The sequence below is a fragment of the Dysgonomonas sp. 521 genome (genome assembly GCF_010501055.1).
Taxonomy (GTDB): domain Bacteria; phylum Bacteroidota; class Bacteroidia; order Bacteroidales; family Dysgonomonadaceae; genus Dysgonomonas.
Genome location: NZ_QVMO01000066.1, coordinates 15,422 through 32,267 on the forward strand (window position 1 = coordinate 15,422; position 16,846 = coordinate 32,267).

Genomic DNA, 16,846 nt, shown 5'->3' on the forward strand with positions numbered 1-16,846 from the left:
TATTTAAAATACAGAAGTAGAGTCAAGCATTTCTTCGCTCATCCACTTTCCCTGCGCTTTCATTACTTGTTCTATAACATCACGGGCAACACCGTCGCCGCCATTTTTATGCGAAATATATTGTGCCACGCTTCTTATCTCCGGCGCCGCGTTGGCCGGGGCTACCGCCAGGCCTACTACCTTCATTACCTTATAGTCGGGTAAATCATCGCCCGCGTACATTATTTCTTCGGGTTTATAACCCGTCTTACTCATATAGTGGTTCAGGTCTGTTATCTTAACGCTCGATTTCAGATACACATCTTCCACCCCCAGCCTATTGAATCGAAGGCGGATATTATCCGTATCCGCACCGGTAATAATAGCTACACCATATCCGGATTTTACGGCCAGATTAATTGCATAGCCGTCTTTTATGTTTACCATACGTATAGGTGCGCCATCAGGGGACAAAGGTATCGAATCCGGAGATAAAACACCATCGACATCGAATATAAATGCTTTTATTTTATTTAAATCGTAATTTATAGTGCTCATTATTCTTATTTTAGTTCTAAATCCGTGATAAAAAAATAGAATACAACCCTATATTGCCCTTACAGGGCGTAATTTCGAGAGGGTGGACTTATCCTACCCAAGGCGTTGCCATTGGGCTGTATTATATTGCCCTTTCAGGGCGTTTTGAAAATAAACAGGCTGTAAGCCTAATATATATTAGCTTGGGGCAACGCCCCAAGTAGTAATAGCTAAAGGAACTGCGCCCTGTAAGGGCAATATAGAAAGACCTTCAATCTTGTATGAATATTTTCTATCATATACTCGCTTTTTCTATTTGCTGAAACGATGGATATCCTCGCTTATCAGCTTATATATCTGTTTAATTTTTTCGTCTTCTATCAATGACAGGTGTTTGCTTATTACATTCTCGTCGTAGCGCACCGCCGGTCCGGTCTGCGCCTTTTCAGGAGATAGGGAATGTACTTTATCGGCTGTTTCGCCAATCAGGGGCAAAGCCACATCAAACGGAAGGTTAATCTTCTCCAGAATCTGCTTTGACAAGACATACATGTGGTTCGTAAAATTACAGGCAAAGACACCCGTCAAATGCAGGTATTTACGGTCTTCGGTAGATAGTTCCGTTACCTTACCTGAAAGCTGGCTTGCAATCGCTTTCAGTAGCTGTAAACTACCCGCATCGGACGCCTCAATAAAAAATGGGACTGTGCTCCAATCGATACTCCGTTCTTTACTGAAAGTCTGGAAAGGATACAACACACCATAACGGGATTGATAGCCCTCGAATATATCCATCGGCATACTGCCGGCTGTATGTATCCACAAACCATTATTGGAAGGCAACCGTGAAATTAATTCTGCCAGTACGGAATCTTTTACAGAAAATATGTATAAATCGGCATCGCTGATGACGGATGCTATATCTGTTACCGCAACAGCCTGCACTTCCCTTGCCAACGCTGATGCGGACTCTATCGTGCGGCTATATACCTGTATGATATCAAATGATTTATCATACAACACGTTAGCCAACTGTGTGGCAACATTACCGGCGCCTATAAATACTACTTTCATCAGTCTTTTTTCTTAGCGCTCAACACCATCGCAACTCCGGCAATGATAAGTAACCCGGGTACGATCAGATTAGAATAACTGTGCATCCACCCGAAGAATGTATCTGCGTTCAGAAGTACGCCTACACCCAGAAACACCCATCCGAGAATTTTCTTTGGCTGTGTAAGTAAAAAGACAATCCCCGCGATAAGCAGAAAAGGCCCCACTCCTATCATTTTGTCCCCATAAGGGATTTTAGCTAACATGCCTAATTTGTCTAACAGGAACAAGATACCGAAAATAAGTATTGTAATCCCGTACGATAAGCGGTCGTTCGATTTATTATTTGTTGCCATACGTTATTCAGCTAACTGGTCTATATTAAATTTTCCTATATGTACTTTTTCCCATCGCAGTTTATCTTCATCCACAGGCGGACGTACCTGCGCTTTATTCCCTAATGCCACAACAGACAATACCTGCAACTGCATCGGTATATCAAACAGATCGCGAATATAATCGCCGGAAGAGACCTCTTCCTCCGTATAACGTTCGCGTATCTGTATCCAGCAACTGCCCAGTCCTAAATCTTCGGCCTGTAGCTGCATCATAATAGAGGCTACAGAAGCATCTTCTATCCATACATCGCTCGTCAGCGGGTCTGCCAATACTATTACAGCCAGAACGCATCCTTCGATGGGTTTGCTTCCTGACTTCTTGCATAAAGACAGTTTACGAAGCATCTCCTTATCTTCAACTAACAAAAATTGCCACGGTTCTTTACCCTTCGATGAGGGAGACATCAGTGCAGCCCTCAGGATAGTTCCTACCTGTTCGGCTTTAAGTGGTTCGTCTGTGAATTTACGTGTACTACGACGATTTGTTATTAAGCTATGAAAATCAACCATGTAGGAAGAAACAATTATGAATTATAAATTATGAGTTGGCTGTAAATTGTTAAAAAGTAACAAAGGTAACAGCTTTTATATACTTTATATCTGTGACTTTTTTAAAACCACGGAGTAACGAGTAACACGGAGTTTATTCTTTCAGCTCTTTTTTATATTCATGATTTCAAAAAAAGTGACAAAAGTGACACCTTTTTACATACTTCTTTTCTGTTACTTTTTACTTGACAATAAATATTACTATGATTCACCCCCTCGCCCTTTGGGCACTCCCGGCCCCACCCAAAAAGAGAAGGAGAAGCGAGGAGAGAGTCGCAAAGCGGGGGACAGATGCCGTTTCGCCCGCCAGGCGCTCTTCCCTTTTGATAAAGGGAAGTACCCAAAGGGGGAAGGGTTAGAGCTAATATATAAATTTTTGTCATGTACTGTCATCAATCTTCTATATTATAGCCAAGATTCTAAGTCCGCAAAGTGGGCTTATATGCATAACCACAGGTTTTACCCGTAGTTATCCATCTTTAGAAACTGTTTAAATCTATAACCCTTGATTCGCATATATAATAGATAATTTTACAGAGATAAAATAACATCTTTAGAAAATCCGGATTTACAGCGGAGCAACTTCAAATTACCTGCGGGTCAGTGCTTCTACTTCCGCTTCGAGTTCCGTTACAGACTTCACTCCTTCCGTACTGCTCTTTCTCAGCAATATATTCAGTGTCTGCATAATAAGCTTAAGGTCTAAAGCGTAAGAGTAGCCATTTATATATAAAAGATCGTATTTCAATTTATCCCGTGCAGATGTGTTATATTTTCCCTGTACCTGAGCAAGCCCCGTAAGCCCCGCTTTTACCCTGTGGCGCAGGTTATATTCGGGCATTTCTTCACAGAACTGTTCTACAAAGAAAGGCCGCTCGGGACGTGGCCCTACTATACTCATATCGCCAATCAGTATATTATAAATCTGAGGTATCTCGTCCAACCTTGTGGCACGCAGGAAACGCCCTAACTTTGTTATCCGTTTATCTGTTTCCTGTGCTAAGACGGGACCTGACATCGCCTCGGCATTTTCTACCATTGTACGGAATTTATATATTTTAAACAGCCGGTTGTCGCGTGTTACACGTTCCTGTACATAAAAGGCCGTACCTCCGCTTATCTTCAACGCAAGATAAACAAAGACGAATGGAACGGCAAATAAGATTAATGCCAGACTGCTCAGGAATACATCCGTTACCCGTTTGAGGAACTCGTTACTCTGCCCCAGCCCCAATTCCCTTACATCAAGTACAGGCGAGTCGTCGATCTGAAGGAAATTCGCGTTAAATTGCAAAATCTCGGAGTTCTTAGGCTGATACAAGACCGTGCGGTCACGCTCTAAGCAGTATAATATGACGGTTTGTTTCTTTTCTTCGTTCACATCTTCTGTGATAAAGGTTATATCACATTCGTTGATATAATTATATACATTCGGATGATCGGGCGTGCAAACATGCTTTAGGTTAGACCACATGCCCTTTGCCTCCAGAAGCTTATACGCCAGAGGCTGCGATTTCTCATAACCGATAACCAGTACGGATTTTCCCTTGTTCAGCCGAAAGTACATCCTGTTGGCAAAGAAGTGCCAAAAGGTAATGACCACTATTTGTATAGCAAAGGCTGTTAACAGGATACTTCGGGGGAAAGCAAATTCACGGGCAAGGAAACTTATCGCCATTGTACCGAACAACAGGGATATGACAACAAGAAAGACCGTATAGCCTATACCCATCAACGAAAAGTCTTTCGGCTTATCCAGTTCAAAGACATGGCTCAGGATAAGATAACAGATACCTATATATGGCCAAATGGCAATAAAGGCAAACCAGTTTTCTGAAAAGTTATCAAGAGTATCTTTAAAAAGGTAAAAAGACCAGATAATAGTACCGTATACAATAGCCAAATCGAACAAAGGGATCAGAATCTTCAATCCTTTGTATCCGAATAATTTTTCTAGAAATCTATTCATTCTGTTGAGTATATTATTCTCTCCGGGCAATAAGAACCTGTTTAAATTTTACCAAAATATTTTATTATAGACCTCCTTCATTCATTTTCAGTCTCTTTTTGGCTATTTTTTTCATTCTCTCAGTTCAAATAGCCCGCTATTATCACTTCGAGGAAGAACCAGCGGTCACAGGAGCGAAGCGTATGTAAAAAACTATCTCAAAAATAGTTCTGAAAATTTGAACGAATAAAATTTAAATAGGCTCTAAATAATGCTACTTTTTCTTCGTTTTTCCCTTTGCTTTAGTCGCAGGTTTTTCATCCGTTGACTTTATTATCTTCATTGCAGCTTCAAAATCCAAACTTTCGGGGGCTGTACCTTTAGGTATCTTGTAATTAGTCTTCTTATATGCAATGTATGGCCCATACCGCCCGTTCAAAACCTGTAAGTCTGTATCTTCTGTAAAACTCTTAATCAATTTTTCAGCATCTTTCTTCCGCTTATCTTCTATTAACGGAATCGCACTATCCAGATCTACTCCGAATGGATCGTATCCTTTCGGCAAAGATATAAATTTTCCGTCATGTTTTATATACGGGCCAAATCTACCTGTGCCTACACTTACTTCTTTTCCTTCGAAATCGCCTATCGAACGAGGGAGTTCAAATAATTTCAATGCCTCTTCCAAGGTAATGGTAGTTATAGACTGTGATTTTTGCAAACTGGCAAACAATGGTTTCTCATCCTCATCCTGCACGCCAATCTGCGCCATTGGGCCGAAACGCCCGATCTTTACAGATACCTGACGCCCTGTCTTCGGGTCTGTACCAAGTATGCGCTCGCCTACCTTATGGTCAGTCTGTGTATTTGTGGCCGACTCCACCACAGGGTGGAATACCTTGTAGAATTTATCAATCAGTTTTGTCCAGTTTTCCTCGCCGTCAGCGACCTGGTCAAATTCTTTTTCTACTGTTGCTGTGAAATTATAATCCAGAATATCAGGGAAATACTCGGTAAGGAAGTCATTTACCACCATCCCGGTATCTGTAGGGATGAGTTTGCCCTTATCCGCTCCTGTTATTTCGGTCTTTTCGGCATCGGCAACTTTTCCTTTCTTCAAAGTCAGCACATTGTATTTACGTTCTGTTCCTTCCAGATTTGCTTTCTCTACATATTCACGGTTCTGTATCGTAGAAATAGTAGGCGCATACGTCGACGGACGCCCTATGCCCAGTTCTTCCAGTTTACGTACCAACGCTGCCTCGCTATAACGGCTCGGACGCTGCGTAAATCTTTCTGTAGCTGTAGTTTCCTGCATATCCAAGGTTTCCTGTACTTTTACCGGAGGCAACAGGCCGGTTTCGTTATCGAGACTCTCATCATCGGTGCCTTCGAGATATACGTGCAGGAACCCGTCAAACTTGATGACTTCGCCCACTGCCGTAAATTTCATGTTCTTTTCGTTGGATATTCCTACGGTAACAGTAGTTTTCTCCAGCTCGGCATCAGCCATCTGGGAGGCAATAGTCCTTTTCCAGATGAGATCGTACAGTTTCTTTTCCTGGGCTGTACCCGAAACGGCATGCTCGTTTATATATGTAGGACGGATAGCCTCGTGAGCTTCCTGCGCCCCTTTTGCCTTGGTTGTGAAATGACGTACTTTGGAATACTGTTTGCCATACTCCGATTCAACTTCATTCCTTGTTGTATTGATTGCCAGACTAGACAGGTTGACCGAATCGGTACGCATATATGTTATCTTACCCGATTCGTATAGCTTCTGTGCAACCATCATCGTCAGCGAAACCGGAAAACCCAACTTGCGCGAGGCCTCCTGCTGAAGGGTTGAAGTGGTAAACGGAGCAGCCGGAGATTTTTTCACAGGCTTTGTTTCCACATCTTCTACTTTGAAGTTCGCTTCTTTCAGCTTTTCCAGAAACTGTAATGCTTCTTCTTTTGTTTTCAGGCGTTTGTTCAGTTCCGTCTTTATCTCATATTGGGAACCGTTCTCCTCCTTTGTAAATATAGCGACAATCCGGTATGAGGCTTCAGATTTAAAATTCTGAATCTCACGCTCGCGTTCTACAATCAGCCTTACGGCTACAGATTGCACGCGCCCCGCGGATAATGCCGGTTTTACTTTGCGCCATAATACAGGCGACAATTCGAACCCCACAATACGGTCGAGCACACGGCGTGCCTGTTGTGCGTCTACAAGGTTTACATCTATCTTGCGCGGGTTTTCTATAGCATGAAGAATCGCGTCTTTAGTAATTTCATGGAAAGCGATTCTTCTGGTTTTATTTTCATCAAGTTTCAGGGTTTTATACAAGTGCCACGATATGGCTTCCCCTTCGCGGTCTTCATCGGAAGCCAGCCATACAATGTCTGCTTCTTTTGCCGCTTTCTTGAGTTCGTCTACGACTTTTTTCTTGTCCGACGGTATTTCATATATAGGTGTATAGTTGTTCTCCATGTCTATACCCAAATCCTTCTTTTTCAGGTCTCTGATATGCCCATAACTGGACATTACTTTAAAATCTTTACCTAAAAATTTCTCGATAGTTTTGGCTTTCGCCGGAGACTCAACAATAACTAAATTTTTTTGCATATAATCAATCAAGGCTTGTGTTTCATATTCAAATGACCTAACTCACATTTGAATAATCTATTCTCTTTCGAACGGCAAAAGTAGTGATTTTGTTTTAAAAAGCAGAATAAAAACAATTTTAAAGTCTTTATCTTATATTTTTTTGACTTGAAAATCAATAAAAAAGCCTCAAAAGTAAAAATATTCCAAGGCTCCCTTAGAGTCTGTTTAAATTTTAGCGAAAATTTTTATTACAGGTTCACGTCAATAGTTCTTAGCAATTTTTTTATGCTCTTTTTAGCGTCTTTTCCCCTTTTTACTCTTGGTTTAGCCCGCTAAACCGGCTAGCAAAAATGATAAAATACATCTAAAAATAGCTATAAAAAAGATTTGCTATAAAATTTAAACAGACTCTTATAACAATAATTCGGTAAGTTTTTATATATGACTGATAATCAAATTATTATAAAATACGACCCGGTTTAACTAAATGACTTATAATCAAGACATTGTCATTTTAAAAATACCGAGAATTCAAAAATTTAACGGACTATTGTTATAAGTACATGACAAAATTTTACATCCTGCTGTAGGGGCATCCCCTTGTGGGTGCCCGTAAACGATGACAAGCGGGCAGGGACAAGCCACTGCCCCTACATCGTCTCCAAATTGTGTTTGAATAATTTTTGTCATGTACTGTGCAGACTCTTATAAGTTGAAAATATTCTAATTAAACAGAACAGGCTCTGATTCGATTGAAAAATCAGTGTATCCGCACTCTTCGAAATTATAAGTTGAAAATATTCTTTTTACCACAGCAATAAAGGCTTCATAGTCATATATGATAAAATCGATATAGGAAAAATGAAATCCCGTTGCCCCTCCTATGCTATTGGCAATACCACAAGAAGCGGTTTCCTCTACAATTTTATCTTCAATACTGCCTCTGAAATTCACTATCTCTTCGCGTGGTACGTTTACATTTTCGAAGAAGAGAAAGCCGAATACAACCCCGTTTTCCTTTGCTTCATCAAAATGCTCCTGTTCCCCATTATAGTAATCATTAAGGATCGGCGTACAGGATGTATAACCCGAAAAGATATCTTCCCGCAGTTTCCAATCTTCATTTTCTACTGGCTCCATACGGTATCCGCTATATATCTCGCAAGGGTTCTCAAACTTTGGCCAACTATTATTTTCTATAGCTTTGTCAATAACAGACCTCAATCCCGTAATGCTCACAGATTCTTTTTCCTGCTTATCTCCAACAAAGTCGATGTAACCAATGTATTCCATCGTATATAGCTCGCCGATAAACTGATCCAGATAAACAAAGAACATCGAATAACGCTTATTTTCTTCTAGCGACATCAGCTTTGGAGAGTAAATTTCGATATTTACCTTGCTACGGTCATTATCTATTTCAGGATAAAAAACGATATCGTCTTCCCCTATCTGCAGATCATACATTACGATCGTAGAACCGGATTCTCCATGCGCGGGCTTAGTAGAATAGAAGTTCCACTTTTCCCACAGATGCTCCGGAGCATGATGCAGCCAATAATATAATTGCATCAGGCGGGTACGGTCGCCCTCAGGGGTAAGGATGAGTTCATACTTACCTTCTTTGCTGATACCCATTTCGAAATATATGCGATGGAAGGCTATTTGCAATATACTATCAACAAAGTTCAGTAAAGTCTTCCCCTCAACTTTATTGTCCATCATCTCTCTGATCTGACTTTCTTCTTCCGAAAAAGATTCCCAAAACTTTAACACCCTGCTCCTAAATGAATTTTGCATATAGATAATATTATTATATTTTTAACAAAAGCAAAGCTACTAATAATTAGTAGAAATACTATATTTACGAATAAATAATTCTGTATATGATTCAAAGATAAATATAAAACTCGATATTCCAGCATTTTATATATATGACCCAGTACAGCACAATGAAAACACATGCGAATGCACCGGCATTAAAACTCTCATTTACATACCGTTTCGGGAATTATAAGAAACCAAAGATCGATGAGGTGGATACTTCACGGTTTAGGAGATAGAACTTAGTTCGATACTCACACTATTTTTTTTAAGTCTCCGGGAAGTGATTTCCGGAGGCTTTTTTTACATCCCGACACTTTCCCTCAAAAAATCAATAGAGTCAAATATCTCCTCTTTACCTGCTGTCCGGTTGATTTCCACTTTTCCCACATCGGAGAGAAAGGTAAAGTTTACAGTATCCGATTCGTTTTTCTTATCATGCTTCATATATGCATAGAGCCGTTCGTAATGGTCGCAGTCGAAGTAGAAACCCGGATAATTATCTTTGATAAAATAGACAGTCCTGTACATCTTTTCTTTCGGGAAACCGCAGAATTTGTGGGACAGGTACAATTCGCATACAATACCCCATGCTACGGCATAACCGTGCTGAACAGGTTTACCCACTTCGTATGACAGGCTCTCGAAAGCGTGACCTATCGTATGCCCCAGATTAAGGGCTTTGCGTATACCCCTCTCGAAAGGATCAACTTCTACAATACGTTCTTTTACAGCAACCGAATCTACTACCAGCTGTTTCAGCTTCTCATAATCGATCTCCTCTGTATCGAACGAAATGGTCGCGTTCCATTCCTTATCGCTGTCTATCAGCCCATGCTTTACCATCTCGGCATAGCCGGAGAGGAAATTCTGATGGTCGAGGCTCTTGAAGAAGACCGAATCGATCAATACTGTTTCGGCAGGGGCAAACGCTCCTATTTCATTCTTCAAACCATTGAAGTTGATTCCGGTCTTCCCTCCTACTGCCGCATCTACTGCGCCCAGCAATGTGGTAGGAATATTGATACACTTAATCCCCCTTTTAAAGCTGGCAGCGGCAAACCCGCCTATATCGGTCAGCATGCCTCCGCCCAGATTGATAAGCAGGGAATGGCGTGTAGCACCGTTCTCCGAAAGGTATTTCCAGATAGAGGATAATGTGTCTATGTTCTTATTGTCGTCGCCGGCCTTGATGATGATCTTTCCGGCTTTGGCTACCTGCCCGTTATCTTTTATAAAAGGAAAACACAACCGCTCGGTGTTTTCATCCGTAAGCAGAAATAGCTTATCAAATGATATTTGGCTTAAAATACCGGACAGGTCTTTATTCAGGTCTGTAGATTTTATTACTTTCTGCATTGCTCTTTATTTTAACTAAAAAGTAACAAAAGTGACAAAAGTGACACTTATTTGGATGTTTTTGGATGTTACTTTTTTATATTTAAACTATTCGGGCAGGCAAACCCGCCCCTTCATATAGATAAATTTATTATGAACTGATTAATCTTAAAAAAAATAATATCTTCAAGAATTCATTGCTTTTTCTATTTTTTGAAGGAGGTCTTTACCTATGTCGGAGATGATAGAATTCATTTCATCTTCAGTAATAAAATCTGAATAGAGTTTGGTAACAACCTTATTATTATAGTTAACCCCATAACCATTTTTATAAAAAAGAAAATTGGTATCTAATGTTTCAACTGTTATATCTGTAAAAGGAAGTCTATATTTATTATAATGAAATTTCACTTGTAATCTATTTGTATTTTCAAAAGTAGCAGTATCTTCCGGTAATCTAAATATTCTATATATATCAACTAATGCGGCTTCAAAAGATTCAAACCTTTTCCACACATCATTCCACAATATAGCAACTGAACGTTCCATAAAAAGACTATCAAATTGAGATAACTTAATGTCTAATTTTACGGCAAACGGATCTATAACATTTTCAAATACCGCTTTTACACTTTCTTCCGATTTCTTCACAACCTCTCCTCTCTTATCCCCTAAGCCCTTTTTCAACAAACTCAATTGCTTTTCCCAATCATCCTGTTCTTCGATACTTTCCCCTTTGGCTGCTCTGATAGACAGATTGAGACTCCATTCTAGTTGTTTTTCCATATACTCCACAAACGGCTTAATATCTTCAAGCTTGGCATTTGCTCCATCCGATGGAGTGAGGCCAACGTTAATATCACATTGATGGAGTACCTGCAAATAGCTTTCTTTGTCCTCGCTTTTGATGATAACCATTGGATAATCATGACGCGCCAAAACATAGTTTACCAACAAACGGGCAATACGTCCGTTTCCATCTTCAAAAGGATGGATACGGATGTAGCGGTAGTGAACCAACGATGCTAATTCGACCGGTGACATGCGGTTTTCGGCAATCTCTTTATTCATCCATGAAATAAAGTCATTCATCATTGCCGGGGTTTCTTCGGGCGACGCGTAATGAAACTCTTCGCCTGTGGCTGTAATAACCGAATTGGGGCGGGTTTTATATACACCCACTTTTATTTCGTATCTGCTGCCGTTCTTCGGATTGATTTTCCAATAATCTTCTACAAGTATAATTTGATTGAGGTCACGAATATCCCTCTCCGTTAGTTGACGTGATTTGTCTTTTGCGATTATCCCAATCCATCGAAGCCCGGCATTATGCGCTTTCATTTCTTCATAATCACGCATTTTGGCATTACCTGTCGTATCACCAAAAATCAATAGCAATTTCGTTTGACCATACGTTAAAGTATTACCTTCAAGATGATTGGAGTTATAATTAAATTCCAGCCTGAATTTCTCATCCAGCTTTTTCTTGCAATCTTCGTCAAAAGGCTGCAAATCCTTATATTCTTTTATAAGCTTCTCTAACTGATTAATCATAATTGTTTTTATTTAAAATAAGCCCCTTCATCCATCTTATAACCTCTCAATACTTCATCAATCTTCATAGCCTTCTTTCCTGCAAACTGGATCTCTGTCACACTGACAAAGCCATCCATGCAGGCTATATTCAGATAGGTTTTATTATCCGTTTCTATTGCACCCTGTGGTTGGTTTCCTGTGGAGGGTACGACTTTAGAACTATATATCTTGACCATCTGAGGCTCTTTCGATTCGCAGCATAATTCTGTCCATGCAGTAGGGTATGGCGATAATCCACGGATAAAGTTATGGATATCTTTTGCTGATTTATTCCAGTCTATCCGGCAGGTATCCTTGAATATCTTCGGTGCGGGCTTCAGTTCTTTTTCATCCGTAAACAACTGTTCCTGCGCGACAGCATCCACCTTGTCTTCGAGAATAAGGTCGACTGTCCTCTGTACCAGTTTAGCCCCTATAACCATCAGCTCGTCATGAATCTTTCCGGCGTTGTCTTCCTCGCCAATCTTTACTTTTTCCTGAAGGATTACTTTTCCTGTATCTATCTCGTGGGTCAGGAAGAAAGTAGTAACACCTGTTTCTTTATCGCCGTTTATTACAGACCAGTTGATAGGGGCAGCCCCACGGTACTGTGGCAGCAGCGAGCCATGCAGGTTGAATGTGCCCAGACGCGGCATATCCCATACCACCTCAGGCAGCATACGGAACGCGACTACTATCTGCAAATCGGCATCCCATGCTTTCAGATCGCTCAGGAACGCTTCATCTTTTAGCTTTTCGGGTTGTAGCAGAGGCAGGCCTTGCTCAAGGGCATATTTTTTCACGGCAGAATATTGTATTTTGTGCCCTCTTCCACTCGGTTTGTCGGGCATGGTAATTACACCTGCTATATTATATCCGTTTTCGACAAGTCCTTTCAGGCTTTCCACAGCAAAGTCGGGGGTACCCATGAAAACGATGCGTAAATCTTTTTTATCCATCGGTTTTGATTGTTAGTGTGCAAATTTAAAGATAAAAGAGTATACCGAAAACAGAAAAGCGTAAAGATTAAGTAACTGTTTAAATTTTATTCGTTCAAATTTTTAGAGATGTTTTAGAGATGCTTTTTTCTTCCGCGAAACGATAATAGCGGGCTATTTGAGTTGAGAGAAAGGAAAAAACAGCCTAAAACAGTCTAAAAATGAACGAAGAAAAAGGTATAATAAAATATTCGTATAAAATTTAAACAGTTACTAATAAAATCCTTACGCTTTTATTGACTCTATAATGTTTTGAGTGGGTAATGTTGCCGCATAGCGGTAAATCTATGTAATTTCCTATATCTAGCCAAGATACTTCATATCCGCTTTTTCTTCTATCTGTTGCAACAGGGAGGCTATCTGAGGCGTCGCTTTCTTTTTGCTTTTTTCAAAGTCTACAGTCTTTCCCCAGATAAAGAATATAAGGTTTGAAACATAATAATCTTCCAATCCTCCGATCGATTCGAGTAAGGCCTTGAGATTTTCCTCTGTTTCGTAAAGTGATGACAGTTTCAACGGTTTATGATCCTGACAGGCAAGGAAACATTTGGTCAATACAGGAATTGTAGTAGTATCCACACCGTATTTGTCAATGAAGGCATAAGTAAACTGGTTTTGTACCGACTGATGCTCGTCATCCACATGTTCCATATATTCCTCAACCAAAGGGAAATACTTTGGCTTGGATAACCCCAGCCCAAAAACTGCATAAGTACCCGGCTTGGCACAGAGTTCATCCTCAACATCCTCGTACCACTCAAATTCGTACTCCGGCCGGGTTACAATAGATACATACGTGGCAATCTTGTCATACAGTTCCGGATATTGCAACGCGTTGGCAAAAAACTGGTGTGTTTTTGATTTTCCTATTTTTTTTACCGGTAAAAAGTTTTTCTCTTTCGATTTCAGCTTTATCCGGTAGCTTTTTGGGAATCCTTTTTGCTGTAGGTTACAGATAAAGTCGAGTGCTTTGCCATAACTGTCAGCAGACTCCTCCTTTATATTGATTGTAAAAGTTGCAAAAACATCGTTTGCCAGACATTCCACAGATGCATCTTTGTAATACTTGTCTGCCATATCGAAGGTATCGCTACCCGATTTCAGCATTTCTTTGGCTTGCTTAAATCCAAGTTCAGACAACATATTCAGATATTTGATACCCTTATCCCGTGAATAATTGGGTTCATACTTCAGAATAAGGATTGAAGTAAAGATAACCAAGTGGATAAGCGGCTGGTCTTTTTCTTCTACTTTAGCCCCTTCCTTCAATGTGTATGAGAAATTATAATCAGGCCCTTTCAGTTCGAAATATTTAGGAAAAAACTGCTTTATTACCCAATTATTCAGGCTTCTGACCAAATCGTTCTGCCTTCCTTTCTGCTCTTGTTTATTCCCCCTATTCAGTTCAGTTACTTTTTCAAAGATGAGGCGTATCCTGTCGGCATCGGGTACCGGATATAAAACAGGGGATACGATATGCTGTGCCAGAAAGAATATACTTAGATGGTCATTCGGGTGCTTACCGTTTATAATCTTGTTCTCTATATAGTCTTCTACATTCTTCAACAGCTTTTCTTTCTTTTGCTCATTTACATAGTCGAGAAGGACATAGCTATTGAATAGTTTTTTCGTTCGAATACCGAATACCAGCCTGAAATAATAATTCAGAAACGGGTCGTCATCGTACAGAGATATAACTTTATCCCTTACCTTATCTTGCAATAAAGGTATCAGTTTATTTTCCACATCTTCGGTTGCCATTAAGTCCAATTCGGGCAGTTCCTCGCGCATATATTTTTTATATCCGGTTTCGGCTACCAGAAAATATCCGGTCTTGGACATACTCAGGCTTTCTACTTTGTACGTAATTTTAAAATCATCAGCCACGCCAGCTTGCAGGCTTGTACGCCTGACAATGCTTTCGGGCGAACCATTCAGGTTTTTGCGGTGTTCAGCTAAAGCACGTATAATAAACTCGAAAATTTGGTTTGCTATGTTTTCCATAGAGCAGGTAGTTTTTAAAGTTTCGTTTGTAGTTTAGGTCAAAAAGGTCTATTCTTCCACGAAGTTATCGGCCAGTACCTCCCTGTATACATCCAGTATATTCGATTTGGAAATAAATCCGAGGTACACATCATCTTCATCCACCACAGGCAGGTTCCATGCCTTTGTTTCATCAAAGCTTTTCATTATCGACTCCATAGTCATACCTACCACAATAATAGCAGGCGGGGAGGTCATGAAACGCGAAACCTTGAAACGGTTATACAATTCGGGGCGGAAAATGATATTCCGTATATTATCCATCAATACGATTCCCAGAAAGCGATTCCTGTTATCCACTACCGGAAATACATTCCGTGACGAACTGGAGATAACTTTTACCAAATCGCCCAGCAACATATCAGGATGGATGGTCTGGAAGTTAGATTCTATCAGTTTTTCAATATCCATCAACGTCAATACAGCCTTATCCTTCTGATGTGTAATAAGTTCCCCTTTTTTAGCCAAACGCATAGAGTAAATACTATGAGGTTCGAAAAGCCTTATTACCACAAAAGAGCAGATAGATACTATCATCAGCGGCAACAGCAACTCATATCCGCCTGTAAGTTCGGCTATAAGGAATGTCCCTGTCAAAGGCGCGTGCATTACTCCGGCCATTACTCCGGCCATTCCCATCAGCGCAAAATTTTCTTCGGGCAATAACGGGGCAAAGCCTGTCAGTTGAGAGTGATTTATGGTAAACGCGAAAATAAATCCGGCAATACATCCCAGGAATAATGACGGTGCAAATATCCCCCCCGTACCGCCTGCGCCATTGGTGGCACTGGACGCGAAAACCTTCATCAGCAGAACGCCGGAAAGGAAAATAATGATAGTCCAGCGATGATCTTTAAACGGGAAAAATACACTGTTGTCAAGCAATGTACTATAATCTCTCGAACCATTAATCAGCACATTTATCGTATCGTAGCCTTCGCCATAAAGCGGAGGCATAAGGAATATCAGAATACTAAGAATAGTGGCGCCAATACCAAATTTTTGCCAATAAGTCAGTTTACGGAACCGGTCTTCGAACCAACCCATCGCTCGCGTAAAATACAGGGAAACCAAGCCACAGAAGATACCCAGTAAAATGACATACGGTATGCGCCCAAGCATAAACACCTCAGTATGCGCATAGTTAAACATCGAAGTAGTACCCATTGTAAGGTAAGAGAGTGTTGCCGCAGTAACGGATGTTACCAATAACGGAAGCACCGTAAATGTGGTCAGGTCAAGCATCAGCACTTCGACAACAAAGACCAGGCCGGCGATAGGCGCTTTAAAGATGCCGGCGATGGCTCCGGCCGCACCGCATCCGATGAGCAACATCAGATACTTCTGTTCGATATTGAAGAACCTGCCCAGATTGGACCCGATAGCCGAACCTGTGAGTACAATAGGCGCCTCCGCCCCTACCGATCCCCCGAACCCGATGGTCACGGAGCTGGCTATGATAGAGGTATAAACATTATGTAATTTAATAAAGCTTTTGCGCTGCGATATGGCATAGAGTATCTTTGTTACCCCATGACTTATATCGTCCCTTACAACATATTTAACGAACAATCCGGCTATCAATATACCGATGGCGGGATAAATAAGGTACATGTAATTAGCTCCCTCGGTGAGGAAAGGCGATGTGAGTACGTGTTGTATAAGGTGTATTAAGCTTTTTAAGATATAAGCGGCAAAAGCTGTGAATATCCCGATAAGGAAACTCACAAATAAAACCATTTGCCTTTCCTTGACATTTTTGGCTTTCCAGACCAGGAAGTTGTTATATATTTTTTTGAGTGACATCAATTTTATGATTTAACCCCCAAAAATATAAAAAATTGTTCTCAGAAATAAATAAATCCCAACCTATCGTGTTAAAAAATGAAGGCATGCCTCGTAAAGCCTGCCTTGAGAATCGAGTAGGAGGAAAATGAAATAGTTTCCTCCTATTTCATTTTCCGACCTCTCACACCACCACGCATGCCGTTCGGCACGTGGCGGTTCCTTA

Annotated in this window: 13 protein-coding genes; all 13 read right to left on the reverse strand. The window is 40.6% G+C overall.

Annotated elements, in window-relative coordinates:
- Positions 1-3: 3 nt before the first annotated feature.
- Positions 4-537: an HAD family hydrolase gene (locus D0T84_RS16375; RefSeq protein WP_163308940.1), complete on the reverse strand. Its 534-nt coding sequence runs from the start codon at positions 535-537 to the stop codon at positions 4-6.
- A 291-nt stretch (positions 538-828) separates the two neighbouring features.
- A complete protein-coding gene (locus D0T84_RS16380; RefSeq protein ID WP_163308941.1) occupies positions 829-1,590 on the reverse strand; it encodes a Rossmann-like and DUF2520 domain-containing protein in 762 nt (253 codons plus the stop codon).
- Positions 1,590-1,925, reverse strand: a complete 336-nt coding sequence (locus D0T84_RS16385; protein ID WP_163308942.1) for a hypothetical protein — start codon at positions 1,923-1,925, stop codon at positions 1,590-1,592. Before D0T84_RS16385 ends, D0T84_RS16380 begins: the two co-directional genes overlap by 1 nt.
- A 3-nt stretch (positions 1,926-1,928) precedes the next feature.
- Positions 1,929-2,477: a nitroreductase family protein gene (locus tag D0T84_RS16390; protein WP_163308943.1), complete on the reverse strand. Its 549-nt coding sequence runs from the start codon at positions 2,475-2,477 to the stop codon at positions 1,929-1,931.
- A gap of 628 nt (positions 2,478-3,105) precedes the next feature.
- Complete coding sequence (locus D0T84_RS16395) at positions 3,106-4,485, reverse strand: sugar transferase (RefSeq protein ID WP_163308944.1); 1,380 nt, start codon at positions 4,483-4,485, stop codon at positions 3,106-3,108.
- A 253-nt stretch (positions 4,486-4,738) separates the two neighbouring features.
- Positions 4,739-7,075, reverse strand: a complete 2,337-nt coding sequence (gene topA, locus D0T84_RS16400; RefSeq protein WP_163308945.1) for a type I DNA topoisomerase — start codon at positions 7,073-7,075, stop codon at positions 4,739-4,741.
- A 513-nt stretch (positions 7,076-7,588) separates the two neighbouring features.
- Positions 7,589-7,747 (reverse strand): hypothetical protein, encoded by a 159-nt coding sequence (locus D0T84_RS16405; protein ID WP_163308946.1) that lies wholly within the window; start codon positions 7,745-7,747, stop codon positions 7,589-7,591.
- 33 nt (positions 7,748-7,780) lie between these two features.
- The gene (locus D0T84_RS16410; RefSeq protein ID WP_163308947.1) at positions 7,781-8,857 is read right to left on the reverse strand and encodes a hypothetical protein; all 1,077 of its coding nucleotides are present in this window, start codon (positions 8,855-8,857) and stop codon (positions 7,781-7,783) included.
- A gap of 327 nt (positions 8,858-9,184) precedes the next feature.
- Positions 9,185-10,240: a 3-dehydroquinate synthase gene (gene aroB, locus D0T84_RS16415; protein WP_163308948.1), complete on the reverse strand. Its 1,056-nt coding sequence runs from the start codon at positions 10,238-10,240 to the stop codon at positions 9,185-9,187.
- Positions 10,241-10,405: 165 nt separating this feature from the next.
- Positions 10,406-11,773 carry a Fic family protein gene (locus D0T84_RS16420; RefSeq protein ID WP_163308949.1) on the reverse strand — a complete coding sequence of 456 codons (1,368 nt, stop codon included), beginning with the start codon at positions 11,771-11,773 and terminating at the stop codon, positions 10,406-10,408.
- Between the two features lie 8 nt (positions 11,774-11,781).
- Positions 11,782-12,753 carry a methionyl-tRNA formyltransferase gene (fmt, locus tag D0T84_RS16425; RefSeq protein ID WP_163308950.1) on the reverse strand — a complete coding sequence of 324 codons (972 nt, stop codon included), beginning with the start codon at positions 12,751-12,753 and terminating at the stop codon, positions 11,782-11,784.
- A gap of 342 nt (positions 12,754-13,095) precedes the next feature.
- A complete protein-coding gene (locus D0T84_RS16430; protein ID WP_163308951.1) occupies positions 13,096-14,796 on the reverse strand; it encodes a DUF6138 family protein in 1,701 nt (566 codons plus the stop codon).
- Between the two features lie 48 nt (positions 14,797-14,844).
- A complete protein-coding gene (locus tag D0T84_RS16435; RefSeq protein ID WP_163308952.1) occupies positions 14,845-16,641 on the reverse strand; it encodes a chloride channel protein in 1,797 nt (598 codons plus the stop codon).
- Positions 16,642-16,846 lie beyond the last annotated feature (205 nt).

Excerpts from the sequence above, each read along its gene's own strand:
- D0T84_RS16375 (WP_163308940.1), bottom strand. The coding sequence starts at position 537 with ATGAGCACTATAAATTACGATTTAAATAAAATAAAAGCATTTATATTC.
- D0T84_RS16380 (WP_163308941.1), bottom strand. The coding sequence starts at position 1,590 with ATGAAAGTAGTATTTATAGGCGCCGGTAATGTTGCCACACAGTTGGCT.
- D0T84_RS16385 (WP_163308942.1), bottom strand. The coding sequence starts at position 1,925 with ATGGCAACAAATAATAAATCGAACGACCGCTTATCGTACGGGATTACA.
- D0T84_RS16390 (WP_163308943.1), bottom strand. The coding sequence starts at position 2,477 with ATGGTTGATTTTCATAGCTTAATAACAAATCGTCGTAGTACACGTAAA.
- D0T84_RS16395 (WP_163308944.1), bottom strand. The coding sequence starts at position 4,485 with ATGAATAGATTTCTAGAAAAATTATTCGGATACAAAGGATTGAAGATT.
- topA (WP_163308945.1), bottom strand. The coding sequence starts at position 7,075 with ATGCAAAAAAATTTAGTTATTGTTGAGTCTCCGGCGAAAGCCAAAACT.
- D0T84_RS16405 (WP_163308946.1), bottom strand. The coding sequence starts at position 7,747 with ATGACAAAAATTATTCAAACACAATTTGGAGACGATGTAGGGGCAGTG.
- D0T84_RS16410 (WP_163308947.1), bottom strand. The coding sequence starts at position 8,857 with ATGCAAAATTCATTTAGGAGCAGGGTGTTAAAGTTTTGGGAATCTTTT.
- aroB (WP_163308948.1), bottom strand. The coding sequence starts at position 10,240 with ATGCAGAAAGTAATAAAATCTACAGACCTGAATAAAGACCTGTCCGGT.
- D0T84_RS16420 (WP_163308949.1), bottom strand. The coding sequence starts at position 11,773 with ATGATTAATCAGTTAGAGAAGCTTATAAAAGAATATAAGGATTTGCAG.
- fmt (WP_163308950.1), bottom strand. The coding sequence starts at position 12,753 with ATGGATAAAAAAGATTTACGCATCGTTTTCATGGGTACCCCCGACTTT.
- D0T84_RS16430 (WP_163308951.1), bottom strand. The coding sequence starts at position 14,796 with ATGGAAAACATAGCAAACCAAATTTTCGAGTTTATTATACGTGCTTTA.
- D0T84_RS16435 (WP_163308952.1), bottom strand. The coding sequence starts at position 16,641 with ATGTCACTCAAAAAAATATATAACAACTTCCTGGTCTGGAAAGCCAAA.